Annotated in this window: 16 protein-coding genes and 1 pseudogene; 7 read left to right on the top strand and 10 right to left on the bottom strand. The window is 67.5% G+C overall.

The window, feature by feature from the left end; all coding sequences use genetic code 11:
• Positions 1 to 17: 17 nt before the first annotated feature.
• Both HRL41_RS04220 and HRL41_RS04215 read right to left on the bottom strand, forming a co-directional pair.
• Positions 18 to 2,114: a TRAP transporter fused permease subunit gene (locus HRL41_RS04220; protein WP_216662501.1), complete on the bottom strand. Its 2,097-nt coding sequence runs from the start codon at positions 2,112 to 2,114 to the stop codon at positions 18 to 20.
• A gap of 145 nt (positions 2,115 to 2,259) precedes the next feature.
• A complete protein-coding gene (locus HRL41_RS04215) occupies positions 2,260 to 3,270 on the bottom strand; it encodes a TAXI family TRAP transporter solute-binding subunit (protein WP_172135697.1) in 1,011 nt (336 codons plus the stop codon).
• Positions 3,271 to 3,626: 356 nt separating this feature from the next.
• On the opposite strand from HRL41_RS04215, the gene HRL41_RS04210 reads away from it, so the two are divergent.
• The 5 genes from HRL41_RS04210 (at position 3,627) to HRL41_RS04190 (ending at position 9,210) form a co-directional block, all read left to right on the top strand.
• Entirely contained in the window at positions 3,627 to 4,556 is a 930-nt protein-coding gene (locus tag HRL41_RS04210; protein WP_172135696.1) for a LysR family transcriptional regulator, read from the top strand.
• Positions 4,557 to 4,777: 221 nt separating this feature from the next.
• Entirely contained in the window at positions 4,778 to 5,995 is a 1,218-nt protein-coding gene (locus tag HRL41_RS04205; RefSeq protein ID WP_172135695.1) for a diphosphate--fructose-6-phosphate 1-phosphotransferase, read from the top strand.
• Positions 5,996 to 6,338: 343 nt separating this feature from the next.
• A complete protein-coding gene (locus HRL41_RS04200) occupies positions 6,339 to 8,606 on the top strand; it encodes a molybdopterin-dependent oxidoreductase (RefSeq protein WP_253904691.1) in 2,268 nt (755 codons plus the stop codon).
• A complete protein-coding gene (locus HRL41_RS04195) occupies positions 8,599 to 8,937 on the top strand; it encodes a 4Fe-4S binding protein (RefSeq protein WP_172135694.1) in 339 nt (112 codons plus the stop codon). The genes HRL41_RS04200 and HRL41_RS04195 overlap by 8 nt, the downstream gene beginning before the upstream one ends.
• A 126-nt stretch (positions 8,938 to 9,063) precedes the next feature.
• On the top strand, positions 9,064 to 9,210 hold the full coding sequence (locus tag HRL41_RS04190) for a hypothetical protein (RefSeq protein ID WP_172135693.1): 147 nt from the start codon (positions 9,064 to 9,066) through the stop codon (positions 9,208 to 9,210).
• Positions 9,211 to 9,223: 13 nt separating this feature from the next.
• Here the strand turns inward: HRL41_RS04190 and HRL41_RS04185 are convergent, their stop codons facing one another.
• Positions 9,224 to 10,741 (bottom strand): response regulator transcription factor, encoded by a 1,518-nt coding sequence (locus HRL41_RS04185; protein WP_172135692.1) that lies wholly within the window; start codon positions 10,739 to 10,741, stop codon positions 9,224 to 9,226.
• A 145-nt stretch (positions 10,742 to 10,886) separates the two neighbouring features.
• Here HRL41_RS04185 and HRL41_RS04180 point away from each other — a divergent pair, with 145 nt between their 5' ends.
• Positions 10,887 to 11,120: an antitoxin gene (locus tag HRL41_RS04180; protein ID WP_172135691.1), complete on the top strand. Its 234-nt coding sequence runs from the start codon at positions 10,887 to 10,889 to the stop codon at positions 11,118 to 11,120.
• Positions 11,121 to 11,130: 10 nt separating this feature from the next.
• The gene (locus tag HRL41_RS04175; RefSeq protein ID WP_172135690.1) at positions 11,131 to 11,538 is read left to right on the top strand and encodes a type II toxin-antitoxin system VapC family toxin; all 408 of its coding nucleotides are present in this window, start codon (positions 11,131 to 11,133) and stop codon (positions 11,536 to 11,538) included.
• Positions 11,539 to 11,758: 220 nt separating this feature from the next.
• Here the strand turns inward: HRL41_RS04175 and HRL41_RS04170 are convergent, their stop codons facing one another.
• The 7 genes and pseudogenes from HRL41_RS04170 to HRL41_RS04140 form a co-directional block, all read right to left on the bottom strand.
• Positions 11,759 to 12,409, bottom strand: coding sequence for a YigZ family protein (locus HRL41_RS04170; RefSeq protein ID WP_172135689.1), 651 nt, complete (start codon positions 12,407 to 12,409; stop codon positions 11,759 to 11,761).
• Between the two features lie 180 nt (positions 12,410 to 12,589).
• Positions 12,590 to 14,557, bottom strand: a complete 1,968-nt coding sequence (locus tag HRL41_RS04165; protein ID WP_172135688.1) for an ABC-F family ATP-binding cassette domain-containing protein — start codon at positions 14,555 to 14,557, stop codon at positions 12,590 to 12,592.
• 3 nt (positions 14,558 to 14,560) lie between these two features.
• Positions 14,561 to 15,922 (bottom strand): DHA2 family efflux MFS transporter permease subunit, encoded by a 1,362-nt coding sequence (locus HRL41_RS04160; RefSeq protein WP_172135687.1) that lies wholly within the window; start codon positions 15,920 to 15,922, stop codon positions 14,561 to 14,563.
• Between the two features lie 55 nt (positions 15,923 to 15,977).
• Positions 15,978 to 16,535 (bottom strand): aminoacyl-tRNA hydrolase, encoded by a 558-nt coding sequence (gene pth / locus HRL41_RS04155; RefSeq protein WP_172135686.1) that lies wholly within the window; start codon positions 16,533 to 16,535, stop codon positions 15,978 to 15,980.
• 198 nt (positions 16,536 to 16,733) lie between these two features.
• Positions 16,734 to 17,699, bottom strand: a complete 966-nt coding sequence (locus tag HRL41_RS04150) for a ribose-phosphate pyrophosphokinase (protein WP_165172242.1) — start codon at positions 17,697 to 17,699, stop codon at positions 16,734 to 16,736.
• A gap of 316 nt (positions 17,700 to 18,015) precedes the next feature.
• Positions 18,016 to 19,389: a bifunctional UDP-N-acetylglucosamine diphosphorylase/glucosamine-1-phosphate N-acetyltransferase GlmU gene (glmU, locus tag HRL41_RS04145; RefSeq protein WP_172135685.1), complete on the bottom strand. Its 1,374-nt coding sequence runs from the start codon at positions 19,387 to 19,389 to the stop codon at positions 18,016 to 18,018.
• A 397-nt stretch (positions 19,390 to 19,786) separates the two neighbouring features.
• A pseudogene (locus HRL41_RS04140) lies at positions 19,787 to 20,221 on the bottom strand (cation-transporting P-type ATPase); the annotation flags it as partial.

The following is a 20,221-nucleotide window of genomic DNA, read 5'->3' as shown; positions in this document are numbered from 1 at the left end:
GCTTGGCCCGAGACGCCCTACGCGGCGGCCTCGGTCGGCTCGTCATCAGCTGAAACCTCAACGTCCTTCGCCTTGTCCCTGCGCGCCAGCATCCACTGGACCAGGCACATGCCCACGATAACAGCAAGGCCGACGACGTCGGTGAACGTACCCGGAATCATCATGCACAGGCCGCCCACGGCGAGCACCACGCGGAACAGCGGGTTGAGGTGGCGGTGGAACAGCGTGTTGGTGAGCGCGCACTGCAGGCCGAACACGCCCACGAGCGCCGTCGTGGTGTTCAGCACCACCGTGACCGGGGTCACGTTGTCGCCCACGAGCAGAAGCACGGGGCTGAACGCGAAGATGTAGGGCACCACGAACTTGGCGATGCCGAGCTTGGTGGCGTTGACGGCCGTGGCCATCGGGCGCGACTTGGCGATGGCGCTCGCGGCGTAGGCGGCCAGGGCCACCGGCGGCGTGATGTCGGCTGCGATGCCGAAGTAGAACACGAAGAAGTGGGCGCACACCGGGTCGATGCCGAGCTGCATGAGGATGGGAGCGCAGGTGGAGGCCATGATGCAGTAGTTGGCCGTGGTGGGCACGCCCATGCCCAGGATGAGGCAGCACACCATGGTGAACACGAGGCCGATGATGATGAAGTCGCCCGCCATGAGCACGATCACGTTGATGATGGTGGAGGCCAGGCCCGTCACCGTGATGCAGCCGGCGATCATGCCGGCCATGGCGCAGGCAACCGCCACCGCGATGGTGTTCTTCGCGCCCGCGGCGAAGGCGTCGGCGCAGGTGAACAGCGCGATCTTCACCGTCTCGGCGAGCACGGCGCCGAACGTGGCACCCTCTTCGCGCTCACGCCAGTTGGTGAGCAGGAAGTTCACGAAGCCCACGAGGAAGGCGCCCAGGATGGAGATGGCAGCCGAGGCGGCCATGGTGCGCGTGCCCGAGGCCACGAGCCACACCAGGAGCACGAGCGGCAGCACCAGGTAGCAGTTCTTCGCCAGATAGCCGAAGGTGGGAAGCTCGCTCTTCGGCACGCCCTTGAGGCCGAGCTTCTTCGCCTCGAGGTGCACGGCGATGAAGATGCCCGCGAAGTACAGAAGCGCCGGGATGATGGCCTTCGTGGCCACCTCGAGGTAGGGGATGCCCATGTACTCGGCCATGAGGAAGGCGGCCGCGCCCATGATGGGGGGCATGATCTGGCCGCCCGAGGACGACGCGGCCTCGACGGCGCCGGCGAACTCGGGCTTGTAGCCCACCTTCTTCATCATGGGGATGGTCACCGAGCCGGTGGTCACGGTGTTGCCCACCGACGAGCCCGACACCATGCCGCACAGGGCCGACGCGATGACGGCCACCTTCGCCGCGCCGCCGCTCGACCAGCCTGCGATGCGGTTGGCCAGCGAGATGAAGAAGTTCGAGATGCCCGTGCGCTCCAGAAACGCGCCGAAGATCACGAACAGCACGATGTAGGTGTAGCACACGTTGATGGGCGTGCCGATGACGCCCGAGGTGGTGTAGAACAGCTTCTGCACGATCTTGCGCACCGAGGCGTACAGGTCAGCCGACGAGGACGACGTGAACTGCCAGTAGAACGCGTAGATGACCAGGCACCCCACCACGATGATGATGGGCAGGCCCACGCAGCGGCGGCACAGCTCCACCAAGACCAGGATGCCCACGATGCCGAGCGCCACGTGCAGAGGCTCGATGCGCGCGCCCATGAGCAGGATCTCGGTGCAGTTGATGGCGTAGTACATGAACGCGCCGAAGCCCGCCAGCATGAGGACGATGTCGTACCACGGGATGTGGTTCACCTTGTGGTTGGTCTTGCGCGCCGGGTACATCATGTACCCGATCACGATGACGAACGCCAAGAAGCGCGCCAGGCGCGCCTCGGCCTGCTCGGTTGACAGCAGCGTCATGGCCAGGCAGTACACCGAGAACAGCACCATGACGGCCGTGACCACGATCTTCGGGATGCCCTCCCAGATGCGCGTGTTCGACTCCTTGTCGTACTTGCGCATGACCTCCTCGGCGTCGATGTCGCCGGCGGGGCTTGCCGCCACCATGGCATCGGCCTCCTCGGCGTCCTTCTTCCTCTTGAAAAGAGCCATGCCTACCCTCCTTGCCTTCTGAAAACCATGAGAAGGGCTGCGACGAACATCTCGTCCGCCACAGCCCTTCAGGGCGAAGCTCGCTTCGGCCAGCTTCAGATCGCGGCGCATGCGGTCACGCCGCGCGGATCACGCCGTCAGAGCCTTACTTGGACTCGACCGTGATGTTCTGCTCAGCGTAGTACTTGGCAGCACCCGGGTGATACGGCACGGTGGTGATGGCGGCCGCGTCCTCGATCGCGAGCTCCTTGTACTTCGCATGCGCGTCGACGTTCTTCTCGGCGCCCTCGAAGATGGACTTCGTCAGGCCGTAGATGGCGTCCTCGGACACGTTGTTGTTGGCGATGACCACGGCGCCCACCGACACGGTGGTCACGTCGGACTCGAGGCCGTAGGTGTCAGCGGAGATGACGGCCTTGGCGTAGTACGGGGAGGCCTCGAGCAGCTTGGCGACATGCTCGTCATCCATGGAGACCAGGTAGGCGGTCTTGGTGGTGGACAGGTCGGTGATGGCCGTGGTGGGGGCGCCGGCGACGATGAAGGCAGCGTCGATCTTGTTGTCCTTCAGGGAGTCAGCGGAGTCGCCGAAGGACTGGTACACCGGGCTGATGTCGTCGAGCGTGAGGTCGTAGGCGGCCAGCACGTCAAGCGCGTTGAAGTACACGCCCGAGCCAGCAGCGCCCACGGAGACCGTCTTGCCCTTGAGGTCGGCCACGGTCTTGATGCTGGGATCGCAGGTCACGATCTGCACCTGCTCCTGGTAGAGGTCAGCCACGATGGAGAAGTCCTCGTAGCCGGCGCCCTCGAACAGGTTGGTGCCCTCGTAGGCGTAGGCGAGCACGTCGGACTGACAGAACGCGATGTCGGCGTCGTCGTCCTGGAGCGCCTGCACGTTGGCCTGGCTGCCGTTGCCGGCAAGCGCCGTCACGGCCACGCCGTAGTCGCCGTTGGTGGCGTACTGGGCGAGCACGTTGCCGTACGCGTAGTAGGTGCCCGACTCGCCGCCGGTCACGAAGCGCAGGTTGGCCGTCTCGGCCGCAGGCGCGCTGCCGCCGTCGGACTTGGCCGTATCGCCGCCACCGCCGCAGCCGACGAGGCCCATGGCCATCACGCCGGTGAGCGCGACGGCGAAGAGCGCGAGAAACTTCTTCTTCATGTCTTCTTCCCTTCCCCGTTTGATAACAGAAAACTCGTGTAAAGAGTCTGTGGGCATTTTATGCGAAAAAAGGCGGCGAATATACACTTACGGCGACATTTAACAAAAAATTTCGGTGAGATCACAAGTTTTCACGGTAAAACTGGGGCGTTTTGGCTTACCTTTGTAAGCGTTGCGCAAGGGTGCGCGGATGCGCGGGTGCGAGCGACGCGGGCGCGAGCGCGCAAACGAGTGCGTGGCGCGATCGAGAGCACGTGGGCGTGTGGGCGCGCGGGCGCATATGAATGCCTGCGCCCGCGTCGAGAGCGCAGGCGCGCACGCGCGAGGGTCGCCGAGATGAGCTGGGGAGGTCAGCGGTGCTTGAGTCTTGGGATTGGTTCGTCGGGCTGGTGGAGGCCGGGTCGTTCACGCGCGCTTCCGACGAGCTGCAGATCTCGCAGCAGACGCTGAGCTCGCGCGTGGCCGCGCTCGAGCGCGAGCTGGGCTGCAAGCTGGTGGTGCGCAGCACGCCGCTCGCCCTCACGCGCGCTGGCGAGACCTTCCTCGCCTACGCCCAGGAGCAGGACCTCGCGCGCTCGGCCATGCTGCGCCACGTGGGCGAGGCCACCATCGGCGGCTCGGGCAAGCTCAAGGTGGGCATCTCGAACATGCGCGGGCGCGTGCTCATGCCCTACGTGATCGACCAGTTCCACCGCAGCCTGCCCGGCGTGAGCGTGAAGCTGATCGAGGGCACCAACGAGGAGCTCGTGCGGCTCGCCGAGCGCAACGAGGCCGACGTGGTGGTGGCGCACTTCGACAGCACGCACCCCGGCGTGACCACGCGCCCGCTGTACCGCGAGGAGGTGGTGCTCGCCGTCCACCCGCGCCTTCTGGAGAAGCACACCGGGCTTGCGTGCGACGAGGCCGTGCCGCTGCTCGAGTCGGAGGGGCTTGCGCGGCTCTCGAGCTGCCCGTTTCTACTCGAGACCATCGACGACATATCGGGGCGCGTGGCGCGCAGCGAGCTGCAGAGCGCGGGCATCAAGCCCAGCGGGCTCGTGGAGTCCGAGAACCTCATGACGCTGCTCGCGCTCAGCGTGGCGGGGATCGGCGGGGTGTTCTGCCCGGCCAACATGCTCGACGCCACGTCGAGCCTCACCGGCGACCTCGTGCGCGTGCGGCTGTCGGATGCCGCGACCTACGACATCTCGCTCGGCATGCCCGCGAGCGCCGAGCCCTGGACGCCCGCGCAGATGTTCGAGGACGTGATCGGCGCGCTGTTCGGCGAGAGCTTCGAGCAGGGGTGACGCAGGCCGCGCAGCGGGCGGCTGACGCGGAGCCGGCGCACAGTCGGCGCGCGGTTCGATGCGCGCGGCTCGATACGAAGCCGATGCGCGGTCGACACGCGGCGAAGCGAGCAGCTGACGCGGAGCCGGCGCGCCGCTTGCGGCGCTCCCCCGCCGTCGCCCCTCCGCCATATCGGGTATCATGGACTCGTTACCGAAACCCTACCCGAGGAGGCACCACCATGCGCAACTGTCTCGTCGCTCAATCGGGCGGCCCCACCGCCGTCATCAACGCGAGCCTGGCCGGCGTCATCCGCGCCAACCAGCTCAACCCCGTCTTCGACCGCGTGCTCGGCGGCATCCACGGCATCGAGGGCGTGCTCGAGGGCAAGCTGTACGACCTCACCGAGCTCTCCGGCCGCGAGATCGAGATCCTGAGGCAGACGCCGTCGTCGGCGCTCGGCACCTGCCGCTACAAGCTCAAGCGCGGGAACGACGCCGACTACCAGCGCCTCGTGGAGGTGATGAGCGCCCACGACGTCGACGTGATGTTCTACATCGGCGGCAACGACTCCATGGACACCGTCGACGCGCTGTCGGAGTGGGCCGCCGCCAACGGCCGCCCCGAGCGCTTCGTCGGCATCCCCAAGACGGTCGACAACGACCTCGTGCCCGTCGACCACTGCCCCGGCTTCCCGTCGGCCGCCAAGCTCGCCTGCCAGGTGACGCACGCCACGCGCCTCGACTACGACGCCTACACGCGCCCCGAGGTGTTCGTGCTCGAGACCATGGGCCGCGACGCGGGCTGGCTCGCCGCGAGCTGCTGCGCCACGGGAGACGTTGACCTGCTCGTGCTGCCCGAGGTCGACTTCGACCGCAACGCCTTCCTCGCGCAGGTTCAGCGGAAGATGGACGAGACGGGCGAGTGCTACATCGTGGTGTCCGAGGGCGCGCACTACGCCGACGGCACGTACGTCTCCGCCGGCGACACGGCCCATGACGGCTTCGCACACGCGGTCCTGGGCGGAGCGGCGCTCACCATCAAGCAGATGATCGTGGACGCGGGCATCGCGCCCCGCGGCGTGGTGCAGGACCTCTCGCGCGCGGCGCGCTCCTCGAACTTCGCGCAGTCGCTCGTCGACGTCACCGAAGCCTACGAGCTGGGCATGAGCGCGCACATGCGCGCCGCCGACGCCGCGTTCACCGGCCAGGTGGTCGGCGTGGCGCCGCGCACGCCCGAGCAGATCGCGAGCGGCGCGTACGACGCGCGCTTCTTCGCCGCGCCCGCAAGCGAGTTCGCCAACTACGTGCGCCACTTCCCGCAGGAGTGGATCCTGCCCGACTACCAGGGCATCAGCGACGAGGCGCTCGCCTACTTCCGCCCGCTGATCGCCGGCGAGCCCAAGCTCGTCTACGAGGACGGCCTCCCCGCCACCCTCAAGCCCTTCAACAAGCGCTAGGGCAACCCGCAGCGGCGCCCTTGCCACCCCGCCCACCGTCCCCGCTGCCCCAGGCAGCGGGGCATCGTCCGCGTCTGCGCTCCTCGTCGGAAACCGCAAGGGCGCAGACCGGCAAGCTCGCGAGTATTCGCAGGTCAAAGTCTCGTATCAAGGTTTTTCCATGACCCGGAAAACGCAGGGGCATGCTGTTTCGTGGATGCGGAGAACCTCCCTCGGCATTACCTTCTTCTCAAGAGGAGCAGCGTCCAAAGGCGGATCGCGCCGGCCGAACCGCCTCGCTGCCACCTCCCTAACGAGGAAAGAGGAGAGGAGAATCCGTATGGACGAAATGCCCGGAAGGCCATTGACCAAAAAAGAGGAAATCATCCAGGTTCCTCACGTGCACAAGGAGCACCAGTGGCAGGAAGGCGACCTCACCGTCACGCGCGGCAGCGGCTGGTCGGGCCCCGGCTGCCATGACGGCTGCGGTGTGCTCATGTACACCGACAAGGACGGCAAGCTCGTCAAGGTGGAGGGCGACCCCGAGAACCCCTACAACCAGGGCCGCCTCTGCGTCCGCTGCCTGAACCTCCCCGAGGTCGTCAACAGCGAGTACCGCCTGAAGTACCCCATGAAGCGCGCCCGCGACCAGCGCGGCAACCCCGACGCGTGGGAGCGCATCAGCTGGGACGAGGCCATCGACATCGTGGTCACCAAGCTCAACGAGATCAAGGAGACCTACGGCCCCGAGACCGTGTGCTTCTACCAGGGCACCGGCCGCGACATCAGCGCCTACCTCACCCGCATCTGCTACGCCTACGGCAGCTCGAACTACTGCTACGCCCTCGACGGCCAGTCCTGCTGGATCCCGCGCATGGCCGCCGGCTTCGCCACCGCGGGCGGCTTCTACGTCATGGACTGCTCCCAGCAGTTCCCCGACCGCTACGACAACCCCGAGTGGCGCAGGCCCGAGACCATCATCCTGTGGGGCAACAACCCCGTCGTCGCGAACGCCGACGGCTTCTACGGCCACTGGTTCACCGACGTCCTCAAGCGCGGGAGCAAGCTCATCGTGGTCGACCCGCGCATCACGTGGCTCGCGACCAAGGCCGACATCGTCCTGCAGATCCGCCCCGAGACCGACGCGGCGCTCGCCCTCGGCATGCTCAACGTGATCATCAACGAGGACCTCTACGACCATGACTTCGTCGACCGCTGGACCTACGGCTTCGACGCCCTGAAGGAGCGCGTCCAGGAGTACCCCGTCGACAAGGTGGCCGAGATCTGCTGGGTCGACCCCGAGAAGATCCGCGCGGCCGCCCGCATGTTCGCCACCCAGGGCCCCGGCGCCATCCAGATGGGCCTGGCCATCGACATGTCCCGCGTGGGCATACCCGCCGCGCACGCCGTCAGCGCCATCTACCAGATCTGCGGTTACGTCGACGTCCCCGGCGGCATGACCCCCGTCGTCACCTTCCTGCTCCCCGACCAGTCCTCCGGCAACGAGTGGGTCACCGAGAAGGCCGCCAAGGCGCGCCTGGGCATCGACAAGTACCCGCTGCTCTCGTTCGGCGTGCAGCTGGCCTCCACCGAGGAGGTGCTCAAGGCCATCGAGACGGGCGTCCCCTACAAGCCCCGCGCCGCGTGGTTCATGCAGACGAACATCCTGACCTGCACCTCCGCCGAACCCCAGCGCGTGAAGAAGGCCTACGAGACGCTCGACTTCATCCTCGCGAACGAGCTGTTCATGACGCCGTCGGTCCAGGCCCTGTGCGACCTGGTCCTCCCCGCGCAGACCTACCCCGAGCGCAACGGCATCGTCGCCGGCTGCGGCATACAGCGCGCCGAGGCCATCAACAAGGCCTGCGACGCCATCGGCGAGAGCAAGTCGGACCCCGAGATCGTCCTCGAGATCGGCCGTCGCCTGAACCCCGCCGCGTTCCCGTGGGACACCGTCGAGGAGATGTTCGGCGGCATGTGCGTCGAGGGCGGCCGTGACCTGACCTTCGAGGACCTCCAGGAGGTCTCGCCCGGGTTCCTCCCCTTCACGTACCGCAAGCACGAGAAGGGCCTCGCGCGCCCCGACGGGCAGCCGGGCTTCATGACCGCGACGGGGCGCCTCGAGCTCTACTCGAACTTCTTCGAGCAGGCCTGCCGGATCGACCCCATGCCCTACTACGAGGAGCCGACCTTCTCGCCCATCTCCACCCCCGAGGAGTTCGAGAAGTACCCGCTGATCCTCATCACCGGCGCCCGCAACGCGGCCATGTTCCACTCGGAGCACCGGCATCCGGGACGCCTGCGCGACATGAACCCCGACCCGCGCGTCGAGATCAACCCCGAGACCGCCGAGAAGTACGGCGTCAAGGACGGCGACTGGGTGTGGCTGGAGAACTCCATCGGCAGGGCCCAGAGCAAGGTGAAGGTCGTCCCCACCATCAAGCCCGGCATCCTGAGCGCCGACCACGCGTGGTGGCGCCCCGAGGGCGATCCGAACGACCTGTACGGCATCGAGAAGCTCAACATCAACAACCTTCTCGTCCACCATCCCGGCGACTCCGGGTTCGGCGCCGACTACAAGGCGCTCATCTGCAAGATTTACAAGCTCGAGGAAGGTGAGCAGCATGCCTAAGGGAATTCTTGTCGACTACGAGTGGTGCTCCGGCTGCCGCGCCTGCGAGATGGCGTGCCGCGTCGAGCACGACTTCCCGAAGGGGGAGAACGGCGTCATGATGGTCCAAGCCGGCCCCTACCAGCTCTCCGAGGGTGAGGACAAGTGGGTGTGGATCAACATGCCGATCTTCACCGACCAGTGCGACCTGTGCGCCGAGCGCCAGGGGAAGGGCAAGCTGCCCACCTGCGTGCAGCACTGCCAGGCGGCGATCATGAAGTACGGCGACCTCGACGAGCTGCAGGCCGAGCTTGCCGCCAAGCCCAAGCAGGTCCTGTACTCGCTCGGGTAAAACGCGTCACACGAGACCCCGGCTTCACTGCGATGCCGGGGTCTCCTCATCTGCAAAGGAAGGCAGCAGACCATGTGCTTGTTCTGCATACAGTGCGGGCAATGCGGCAAAGAGGCATCCCCTGCGATGAGGGCGTTCTTCAACTCGCCGACGCGGCGCTGCCTCTCCTGCTCGGCCGAGTACCGCAAAGAGGAGCCGGCTTGCCCTTACTGCGGCGCGAAAGCCCCCGCTCCCGCAGGGGTCGCCTCCGACGCGCCCGAGAGCAAGGGCTAGCCGAGAGCAAGGGCTAGGCCTGCTGACCACCTTCGAGAACTGCCGCAACGAGGTCGATCAGCTCCTGTCGCGACCTCACGCCCAGCTTCTGGTAAACGTGACGCGCATGCGTATCCACGGTGGCGCTCGCGATGAACATCTTCTCCTGAATGGTCTTGCGGCTGTGGCCCTTCGCAAGGTAGGCGAACACGCGCGTTTCCTGGGCAGAAAGACCGCCTTCGCGCGCCACCTGCACAATCACCTCGTCAATGGTCAGAACTGTCGCTTGCCTCGGCGCCTCGCAGGCAGATTCCGCCTTCGCGCCGCCTGACAGGCGCAGCTCGTCCGGGAACAAGTCCCTCTCGAGCAGGGTCAGCGAAGACACCGTGACAACCACGCAGGCGACGACGAGGCACAAGCCCGACTGCGTGAGGCCAAAGGGAAAGGAGCCGATCGCAAACAGCAGGCCGAGAGCCCAACCGCCCGAGAGGCCGAAGACGTTGACAAGCCTTCCCATGATGAACGACCTGATCGACAGATGCTCAAAATGACGGGATCCGCTGAACAGCACCACCATGACAACCACATCGAAGCACAGAAAGCCCATGATGGCGATGAAAGCCACTGCCGTATACGCGGACCCTCCGAAATACGAGAGAACGAGGAAGCCGGCGACGAACATGGGCATGGCGAACCGGTAGAGAACGCTGAGCGCCCTGTCGTCTTCTCCCCTGAAATAGGCGAAGAACGCGAGAACCGCGCCGACGATGACGGGCGAGGCCAGGGCCATCCTGTTGGCCAAGTCGAAGCCGCCTTCCCCATGGCTCGCCATCATTCCAAGCATAAGGCCAAGCGCCAAGGAGTAGGTCAGCACGCCGATCAGGATGCGAAGCAGGGGTCGTGGGACGATGGCGGGATCCGTCACCGGCGCCGGAGGGATCTTGCCGACGAAGTCATCGCTTCTGATGACGTTCCTGGCGTGATGGGCAGACAGCGTGGAGAGGAGCGGGAGGCTTACCGCTGCCAGGCAGACGAAGCCCGTGGGCATGTAGGTCAGGACGTACACGACGGCAGCCCCCAGGGCCATAGACCCTGCCAGATAGAAGCAGATGCCCGTCGCACTCAAAGAGTCGAGGATTCTCCCCCAGATGACCGTGAGAAGCGCGCCGGCAACGCCCCAGGCAACCCAGCTTGCCGCATAACCGGCAAAGCCGCCGGCAAGATCGAAAGACCCGCAGGCGATGATGCCCGCCGTACCCAACGCTCCCAGCACGCAGATGACGGAGTTGCTCACCCCGTACTTGAGCACAAGCGGATCCTTGCGAACCAGATTGAGCACAGCGGCAAAGAACGCCACGCCCTCAACAGCGAGGCAAAGCGAGCGCATGGCGTTGACCTCAACCGCAGCGCGAGCAGCGGCAGGGACGAGATCGACCGTGAAGAACATGAGCCACAGCCAAGCCCAGTACAATCCGAACCCGAAAAACGACGGATACACGCGCAGGCGAGACGGGGCAGACGCGTCGAAAACGTTGCTCTGATCGCTCTCCATCTGCGCCCGGCCCCCTCACGCTGCGCGTCAAACCCTTCACTCTCACGACAAATCATAGCACGACCAGCTGCCGCAGGCGCCTGCCTCTTCCTGGAAGTATACTTATATGATATACTTGTTTCGTTCAAATCAGAGAGGAGACGCGATGCCGCAGCTTTCCCTTTACCTTGACGAGCCCACCATGGCGAGCTTGCGCGAGAGCTCCGCGCTGGCAGAGCTGTCGCTCTCGAAGTACGTGTCCAACCTCGTGCGCGACCACCATGAGAGCGGCGGATGGCCTGCGGGTTACTGGGACGTATATGGCGCGCTCGAAGACGACACGTTCACGGCCCCGCCCGACGTCGACCCCGCGCTTGACGGCGCCCTCCCCACGTTCTGAGGCGGTCACCATGTACTTCCTCGACTCATGCACCTGCATCGACCTCATGCGCGGAAAGCTGCCCTGCACCTACGACCTCATGCGCGCGAGCAGCCCCAAGCTCTTCGCCATCCCGGCCATCGTGGAAGCCGAGCTGCACGTCGGAGCGGAGAAGAGCGCCCGCCCCCGGGAAAACCGGCTGCTGCTCGAGCGCTTCCTGACTCCCTACGCCATCATCCCCTTCGACGGCACCTGCGCCGCGGCTTACGGCCGCATCCGAGCTGACCTTGAAAGCCGGGGGCTCACGATAGGCGGCAACGACATGCTCATAGCGGCAACGACCATCGCGCACGAGGCCGTGCTCGTCACGGGCAACGTCCGTGAGTTCCAACGCATCCCAGGGCTGTCAATCGAATGCTGGGACGAAGTAGAGTTCTGAGCATTGGGGTTTTCTTCTTTTCGCTATCGCTCTATAAGGCAAGGTGCTTCACTATTCCCCGAGTATTTCGCGAATGCGAACCGATGGGAGGCAAGCATGGACGATAAGCAGCTGGAAGTGATGTTCGACATCAGCGAAGAGGCCATCGCGCGCAGGAGCGAGCCCTACGAGACGGGCGACTGGAAGCCCGGCAAGACGACCTCTTTGGACAGATCCGCGCCTAGAAGGCGGCTTCGAAGGGGGCGCTTACCAAAAGCTCGCTTTGACCGCGGGTGAGCTCGGTGAGGGCCGCCACCAGGGGGTCCTGGGTGCCGTCGAGCAGGCGCAGGGTCACGAGCACCTCGGCGCCGAAGTCGGCGCCCATCACGCGTGCGCCGCTCGCCTCGGCGAGGCGCACCGTCTGCTCGTAGAGCGCGTAGGGCACCTCGGCCACCACCTCGACGCACTGCGAGATGACCACCACCCGCGCCGCCTCGATGGCAGCCTGCGTGGCGGCCGTGTACGCGCGCACGAGCCCGCCCGTGCCCAAGAGGATGCCGCCGAAGTAGCGCGTGACCACCACGGCCACGTCAGCGAGCCCCGCGTGCTGGACGGCCTCGAGCGTGGGCATGCCGGCGGTCTTGGCCGGCTCGCCGTCGTCGGAGTAGCGCACGCGCCCCGTCGCGCCCCCTTCCGCGCCCTGCCCGCGCAGCACGTAGGCGTACACGTTATGGCGCGCCATGCGGTGCTGCGCGCGGATCTCGGTCAGGAAGGCGAGCGCCTCCTCCTCCGTCTCCACGTGGGCGATCTGCCCGATGAAGCGGCTCTTCTTCTCCACGATCTCCGCCGTCGCGCGGCCCTCTACGGTGCGAAACGACGCTCCCTCAACCATGCAGTAACCCTCCCTTCGGCAAAAAAGCCGGCGCAAAGCGCTGACGTGCGTGCGGCGGACATGCCGAGCGGCTGAGCGTGCTTCATACGCGAAGGCAAGCGCAAGAGCATCCGCCGTGCGCACGTCAGCGCTTTGCGGCGCCGGCCCGCTCCGCTCGTCCCGCGCACGCAAGCGGAGCCCTCACTCCCCCAGCGCCTCCGCAGCTTCGAGCCACTCGAGCTCAAGCTCCTCGATCTGGGACTCGAAGGCGGCGATCTCCTCCTGGATGGCCGTGAGCGCCAGGTAGTCGGACGGGTCGGCCGTCGTCATCTCGGCGCGCTTGGCCTCGATCTTGCCGCGCAGCGTGTCGGCCTTCTTCTCGTTGGAGGCCATGAGCTTGCGCAGCCGCCGCTGCTCGCCCCCCGAGAGCCTAGGGGCGGCGTCCGCGTCGCCTCCGGGCGAGCTCAGTCGCTCGGACAGTCCTGCTCGCACGGAAGCGCCACCGGCGCTTCCGGCTCGTGCGGAACTCGCTTGGTGAGCACGCCCGGAGGCGACGCTCCTTGGAGAGTCAGAGTCCCTGCCCTGAGCTCGCCCGGAGGCGGAGGCCCCGCGCCCCCCAACGCCAGAGCTCACGCCAGCGCCAGCCCCCGCATGCGGCGCCCTGTCCTCCTCCCCCACCAGCCTCAGGTACTCGTCCACGCCGCCGGGCAGGTGGCGCACCTTGCCGTCCAAGATGGCGAACTGGTCGTCGGTCACGCGCTCCATGAGGTAGCGATCGTGCGTGACTAGAAGCAGCGTGCCCGGCCAGCCGTCGAGCAGGTCCTCCACGGCAGCCAGCATGTCGGTGTCGAGGTCGTTGCCCGGCTCGTCGAGGATGAGCACGTTGGGCTCGTCGAGCAGGATGAGCATGAGCGCGAGCCGGCGCTTCTGCCCGCCCGACAAGTCGCACACCGGCTCGTTCTGGTCAGCGGCGGAGAAGCCCAGGCGCTCGAGCAGCTGCCCGGGCGTCATCTCGCGCCCGTCGAGCATGGTGCGGCGCGTATAGCGGCCGATCACCTGGCGCACGCGGTCGTCGCCGAACCGCGTGAGCTCGCTCAGGTGCTGCGAGAGCACGGCGAAGCGCACCGTGGCGCCGATCTTCACGCGCCCGCGCGTGGGGGCGAGCGCCCCCTGGACCACGCGCAGGAGCGTGGTCTTGCCGATGCCGTTGCCGCCCACGATGCCGATGCGGTCGCCCGGGCCGATGATCCACGACACGTCGTCGAGCACCACGCGGTCGCCGAACTGCACGCTCACGCGCTCCAGGTCGACCACCTGCTTGCCGAGGCGCGCCATGGCCATGCGCTTGAGCTCGAGGGGGTTGCGCAGCTCGGGCACGTCGGCGATGAGCTCGCGCGCCGCCGCCACGTGGAACTTCGGCTTGGTGGCGCGCGCCCGCGCGCCGCGCGAGAGCCACGCGAGCTCGCGGCGCAGCTGGTTTCTGCGCTTCTGCTCGGCGAGGTCGGCCAGGCGGTCGCGCTCGACGCGCTGCATGATGTAGGCTGAGAAGCCGCCCTCGAACGGCTCGATCACGCGGTCGTGCACCTCCCACATGCGCAGGCACACCTCGTCGAGGAACCAGCGGTCGTGCGTGACCACCAGAAGCGCGCCGCAGCCGGGCCGCCAGCGCGCCTTCAGGTGCCGCGCGAGCCACGTGATGGCGCGCACGTCCAGGTGGTTCGTGGGCTCGTCGAGCATGAGCACGTCCCACTCTCCCACGAGCAGGCGCGCCAAGTCCACGCGGCGGCGCTGCCCGCCCGAGAGCTCGCCGATGCGCGCGTGCCAGTCGACGTCATCGAGCAGCCCGGACAAGACGTCGCGCACGCGCACGTCGCCGGCCCACTCGTACGCGGGGCGGCTGCCCACGACCGCATGCTCCACCGTCGACGCGTCGTCGAGCTCGTCGGCCTGCCCCAGCACGCCCACGCTCACGCCGCGCGTGCGGATCACGCGCCCCGCGTCCACCTCCACCTCGCCTGCCAGAAGCCTCAGCAGCGTCGACTTGCCGTCGCCGTTGCGCCCCACGATGCCGATGCGATCGCCCGCCTCCACGCCGAGCGACACGCCCTCGAACACGGTCTTGGTCGGGAACTCGACGCCGACCTTCTCACATCCCAGCAGAAACGCCATGCGCTACCGCACCTTCCACACGGCGCACGCCAGAACGCAGACGGAGAGCGCCGCCGAGAGCGCGAACGCCAGCTGGTATCCCAGGGCGCCCGGCGCGGTGAGGGACACCGCGGCGATCACGAGCACCATGACGGCCGTGCCCAAAGACGCGCACGCCTGGCGCACGCAGGCCACGAACGCGCTCGCGTCCATGGTGATCTCCCGCGGCAGGCCCGCCATGCCCCACGAGTTCAGAGGCCCGATGAGCGCGCTCACGCCCAGGCCGCGCACGGTCTGCATGAGCGTGAGCAGCCACAGCGGCGTGTCAACGCCGACGAGCGCCATGGACGCCGCGCCCGCCGTCAAGAGGACCCCCGCCACGATGACCACCGGGCGGGCGCCGAGCTTGTCAGTCAGGATGCCCGCGAGCGGGTTCACGATGATGGCGAAGATGGTGGCGGGGATGAACACGATGCCGGCCTCGAGCGCCGTGAGGCCCATGGGCCCCTGCACGAGGAGCGGCACGATGAGCGTGATGCCCATGAACGACGCGAACAGGCAGCACTGCGCCGCGAAGCTCGCGCGGTAGCGAGCCGACTCGAAGATGCGCATGCTGATGAGCGGGCGCTCCACGAGCTTCTGGCGCCGCACGAACAGCACGAGGCACACCGCGCCGAGGACGGCCGGCGCCCACACCGCGGGATTCGCCACCGGCATGTTCGCCGCGTTCGAGAACGCCAGCAGAAGGCCGCCGAAGCCGAGCGTCGAGAGCAGAAGCGACACGCCCTCGAGCGTGGCCTTGCTCGAGGGCGCCTCCTCGCGCGCGACCAGAAGCGCGTTGGCCGCCAGGAGCACCACGAGCAGCACCGCGAGGATGACGAAGAAGCTGCGCCAGCCCCAGGAGTCCACGAGCGCGCCGCCGATGAGCGGGCCGATGTTCGGCGCGAACCCCATGGCGATGCCGGCGATGCCCATGGCCGTGCCGTTCTGCCCCGCCGGGAAGCGCATCATGGCGATGGACTGCACGAGCGGCAGCGTAATGCCCGTGGCCACCGCCTGCAGCACGCGGCCGAGGATCAGCACGAGGAAGCTGTCGGCCACGAAGTCGACCACGGCGCCCGCCGCGAACAGCCCGAGGGCAAGCGCTATCAGGTCCTTCGAGCACATCTTCTGCGCCATGAAGGTGACGGCGGGAACGGTGATGCCGATTCCCAACATGTAGACGGTGGTGAGCCACTGGCCCACGCTCGCGTCGATGCCGAAGTCGGCGCCTACGCCGCCGAGCATGGCGTTCATGACCGTCTGGGTGAGCGACCCGAGCGCGCATCCCAGAACCACGATGGCGAACAGCGCGTACGTGTTGCCTCTCTCGCTGAGCTTGATCACGTCATCTCTCCCTTCAAACCAAGCCTTCCTCGTCGCCCGCAGCGAGGGAGTCCTCCTAGTTGAATTCCTGCTGCGCCTTCTCCAGGCCGTGCTGGATCAGGAAGAGCGCGGCCTGGGCGGCGCGGCCCACGGCGTACTCGAAGTCGTCCTTGGCCTCCTTCTTAGGAAGCGAGAGCACGTAGTCGGCCACGTTCATGCGCCCCGGCGGGCGCCCGATGCCCACGCGCACGCGGTACCAGTCGCGCGTGCCCGTCTTGTCGCAGATGGAGCGCAGGCCGTTGTGCCCGGCGTGCCCGCCGCCGAACTTCACGCGGATGGTGCCCGGGTCGATGTCGAGCTCGTCGTGGATGACCACGAGGTGGTCGGCGCCGACCCCGTAGGCGTTCATCAGCTGCTTCACCGGCCCGCCCGAGGTGTTCATGAAGCTCTGGGGCTTCGCGAGCACCACGTCGACGTCGCGGTAGGCGCCCTTGCCCGTGAGCGAGCCGCACTCGGTCTTCCAGTAGCGCACGCCGATCTCCTCGGCGATGGCGTCCACCGCGTCGAACCCCGCGTTGTGGCGCGTGTGCGCGTACTCCTCGCCGGGATTCCCCAGGCCAACGATAAGATACACGTGCTTTCCTTTCAGCTTCGCGCGCCAGGCGCAGCGCGGTCCCTCCGCCTGGCGCGCCTCCATCCAGACGCCTCGGGCGCCCCGAAGCCCTTGGCGCCCCTGATGCAACGCGGCTCCCGCCGGTTTCGGGAAACCAGGCGGAAGCCGAGGTTGACGAGCAAATCATCCCTCGCGCGCGGCGGGGCCCCGCGCGCACGCCTACTCGAACAGGCTGGAGACCGAGCCGTTGTCGTAGACGTTGCTGATGGTCTGGGCGAACAGCGGGCCCACCGAGAGCACCTTGATCTTGCCGGTCTGGCGCTCGAGCGGCACGGGCACGGCGTTGGTGACCACGACCTCCTCGATGCAGGAGTTCTCGATGCGCTCGTACGCCGGGCCGCTGAACAGGCCGTGCGTGGCGCAGGCGTACACCTTCGCGGCGCCCTTGGCCTTGAGCGTTGCCGCCGCGGCCACGAGCGAGCCCGCCGTGTCGATCATGTCGTCGTTCAGAACGCAGATCTTGTCGGTGACGTCGCCGATCAGCGCCGTGATCTCGGCCTGGTTGTGCTTCGGGCGGTCCTTGTGCATGATGGCGATGTCGCAGTCGAGCATGGTGGAGAACTTCTTGGCGGCCTTCGCGCGCCCCACGTCAGGCGACACCACGCACAGCTCGTCGGTGTCGAGCCCCATGGACTTGTAGTAGTCCACGAAGATGGTCATGGCCGTCATGTGGTTCACCGGGATGTCGAAGAAGCCCTGGATGGCGTCCTGGTGCAGGTCGATGGTGATCACGTTGTCAACGCCGGCGGCCGTGAGCAGGTCGGCCACGAGCTTCGCCGTGATGGGCTCGCGCGGGGCGGCCTTGCGGTCCTGGCGCGCGTAGCCGTAGTGCGCGATGACGGCCGACACGTTGTGGGCGCTCGCGCGCTTGGCGGCGTCGGCCATGATGAGCAGCTCCATGAGCGCGTCGTTCACGTCGTAGCCTTCGCCGGCGCACACCGACTGGATGAGGAACACTTCCTTGCCGCGCACGCTCTCCTGGTAGCGCGCGTAGATCTCGCCGTTGGCAAACTTCTCGAGCTTGACGTTGCCCAGCGACACGCCCAGCTCCCTCGCGATGCTGTCGGCAAGCTCGGGGTTCGACGTGCCCGTGAACACGGCCATGGGCCTTTTCGTTTCCATCATGAAGGCTCTCTCCTTCGTTCGCATGGGCTGAAACAGCACGCGCCGCCCCGGCGCATGCGACTTACCATTGTAGTATCTCGCACGGCGATCCGGCGCCTGAAAACGCCGAATACTTGCGGCCGCGACCTGCGGCCTGCCAGCGGACCCGCCGACGCGACCCGCCAGCGCGGCAGCAGCCTGCCAGCGGCCCGGCAAGCTGCCGACGCGGCAGCGGCCTGGCGAGCCCGCCAGCGCGGCAGCGGCCTGGCAGCGGCCTGGCGAGCCCGCCGACGCGGCAGCGGCCGCCCGTCGCCGCGGCCGCTGCCCATGGCGTCTGCTACTCCTTGACCTTGCGGTTCTCGTCAGCCCAGCCAGCGATCTCCGTCTGGCGCGCGCGGCCGAGGCCGAGGGCCCCCGCCGAGACGTCCTTCGTGATCACCGAGCCGGCCCCGATGATGCAGCCCTCGCCAAGCGAGACGGGCGCCACGAGCATGGTGGAGGACCCCACGAACGCGCCGTCGCCGATGTGCGTGGGCCACTTGTTCGCGCCGTCGTAGTTGCAGGTGATGGTGCCCGCGCCGAGGTTCACGCCCTCGCCGATGGTGGCGTCGCCCACGTAGCTCAGGTGCGGCACCTTCGAGCCCCTGCCCACCGTGGACTTCTTGATCTCCACGTGCGTGCCGGCCTTCGCGCCCTCGCACAGGTGCGCCTTCGGGCGCAGGTAGGCGCGCGGGCCGCAGGTGGCGCCGTCGTCGACCTGCGCCTCCACGGCCACCGTCTCGTCGACCACGCAGCCGCGCCCGATGCGCGTGTCAGTCAGGCGCGTGTTCGGACCTATCACGCTGTCCTCGCCGACGGAGGTCTTCCCCATGAGGATGACCTGGGGCAGAAGCTCCACGTCGCGCTCGATCTCCACGTCGGGGCCGATCCACACCTGCGCGGGGTCCCACATGGTCACGCCGTTCGCCAGGTGCCGCGCGTTGACGCGCCGCTGCATGATGCCCGCGGCCTCGGCCAGCTGCATGCGCGAGTTCACGCCCAGGCACTCGGCGGCGTCGGTCGCCGGCAGCGCCAGCACGCGGCGGCCCTCGGCGCGGCAGATGCCCAGAACGTCGGTGAGGTAGAACTCGCCTTGCGCGTTGTCGCTGCTCACCTGCTTGAGCGCGCCGAAGAGCGCGCGGGCGTCGAAGCAGTAGAAGCCCGAGTTGCACTCGGTGACGGCGGCCTCCTCGGGCGTGGCGTCCTTCTGCTCCACGATGCGCGCCACCTCGCCGGCCTCGTCGCGGATGATGCGGCCATAGCCGAAGGGGTCGTCGAGCTGCATGGTGAGCACCACCACGGCGGCGTCGTTCTCGTCGCGCATGCGCACGAGCGCGGAGATGGTGTCGGGCGTGATGAGCGGGCAGTCGCCCGAGAGCACCACGAGCGAGCCCTCAAAGCCCGCGAGCGCGCCCTCGCACGCCGCCACCGCGTCGGCCGTGCCGCGCTGCTCGGCCTGCACCACCACCTCGGTGTCGGCCTCCACGAGCGGAGCCACCTGCTCGCGCGCGTGGCCCACCACGCTCACGATTCGCTCGGCGCCCGCGTCCTTCGCGGCGTCAACCACCCATCGGACGAGCGGCTTCCCCAGGATCTCGTGCGCGACCTTGGGCTTCTTCGACTTCATACGCGTGCCCGCGCCAGCGGCAAGCACAACAGCGGCGGTGTTCATGTCAGACCTTTCGTCAGCGGACCAAAGCGAGCGGCGCGGCCCCTGACGGGGTGCGCCCATTAGGCGAAAGTATAGCACTGGCGCGTTTCGCCCCGCGCGGGCAGCCGGAGAGGGGCGCGCGGGACGCGGCCGGGGAAGATCACGCGACACGTCAGCGCATACCAACATGCGAGAAACACGCGATCCGATACCGCGAAGAGCGTCCTAGGCGCTGCCTTTAGGCTGTCACGGGGCAAAACCCCTGATGGGGTTTTGCCGTTTTGTGCGACAACATGCCTCAGACACGAAGATCGGTATCAGATCGCGTGTTTCTCGACGGTTTGGAGAGGAGAACGTGTCGCATGCTGCCGGGGAGGGGCGGCGAACGTGCGAGCGCGCCCCTCCCCGCAGGCAAGCCCTACTTGAAGCGCTTGAGGAGCAGCGAGTTGCTGACGACGCTCACGCTCGAGAACGCCATGGCGGCGCCGGCGAGCGCCGGGGCCAGGATGCCCGCCGCCGCGAGCGGGATCATGACGCAGTTGTAGACGAGCGCCCAGAACAGGTTCTGCTTGATCTTGCGCATGGTGGCCGCCGAGAGGCGCAGCGCCGTCACGAGGTCGCCCAGGCTGTTGCGCATGAGCACCACCTGGCCCGCGTCGAGCGCCACGTCGGTGCCTGACGCCATGGCCACGCCGATGTCGGCCGCCGCGAGCGCCGGGGCGTCGTTGATGCCGTCGCCCACGAACGCGGTGACGACGCCGGCGCCGGCTTGCGCGTCGCGCCCGCGCGCACCCGCCGCGCGACCTGCACCCGCGCCCACGCCCGCTCCGGCGCCCGTGCCCGTGCTCGCTCC

It is taken from the genome of Adlercreutzia sp. ZJ473, assembly GCF_013185065.1.
Lineage (GTDB): Bacteria > Actinomycetota > Coriobacteriia > Coriobacteriales > Eggerthellaceae > CAAEEV01.
Note: the sequence above shows the minus strand (reverse complement) of the source record. Positions and strands in the feature narration are given on the sequence as shown.

Coding starts and splice junctions, on each gene's coding strand:
- HRL41_RS04220 (WP_216662501.1), bottom strand. CDS start 2,114: ATGGCTCTTTTCAAGAGGAAGAAGGACGCCGAGGAGGCCGATGCCATG.
- HRL41_RS04215 (WP_172135697.1), bottom strand. CDS start 3,270: ATGAAGAAGAAGTTTCTCGCGCTCTTCGCCGTCGCGCTCACCGGCGTG.
- HRL41_RS04205 (WP_172135695.1), top strand. CDS start 4,778: ATGCGCAACTGTCTCGTCGCTCAATCGGGCGGCCCCACCGCCGTCATC.
- HRL41_RS04195 (WP_172135694.1), top strand. CDS start 8,599: ATGCCTAAGGGAATTCTTGTCGACTACGAGTGGTGCTCCGGCTGCCGC.
- HRL41_RS04190 (WP_172135693.1), top strand. CDS start 9,064: ATGAGGGCGTTCTTCAACTCGCCGACGCGGCGCTGCCTCTCCTGCTCG.
- HRL41_RS04185 (WP_172135692.1), bottom strand. CDS start 10,741: ATGGAGAGCGATCAGAGCAACGTTTTCGACGCGTCTGCCCCGTCTCGC.
- HRL41_RS04180 (WP_172135691.1), top strand. CDS start 10,887: ATGCCGCAGCTTTCCCTTTACCTTGACGAGCCCACCATGGCGAGCTTG.
- HRL41_RS04175 (WP_172135690.1), top strand. CDS start 11,131: ATGTACTTCCTCGACTCATGCACCTGCATCGACCTCATGCGCGGAAAG.
- HRL41_RS04170 (WP_172135689.1), bottom strand. CDS start 12,409: ATGGTTGAGGGAGCGTCGTTTCGCACCGTAGAGGGCCGCGCGACGGCG.
- HRL41_RS04165 (WP_172135688.1), bottom strand. CDS start 14,557: ATGGCGTTTCTGCTGGGATGTGAGAAGGTCGGCGTCGAGTTCCCGACC.
- HRL41_RS04150 (WP_165172242.1), bottom strand. CDS start 17,699: ATGATGGAAACGAAAAGGCCCATGGCCGTGTTCACGGGCACGTCGAAC.
- glmU (WP_172135685.1), bottom strand. CDS start 19,389: ATGAACACCGCCGCTGTTGTGCTTGCCGCTGGCGCGGGCACGCGTATG.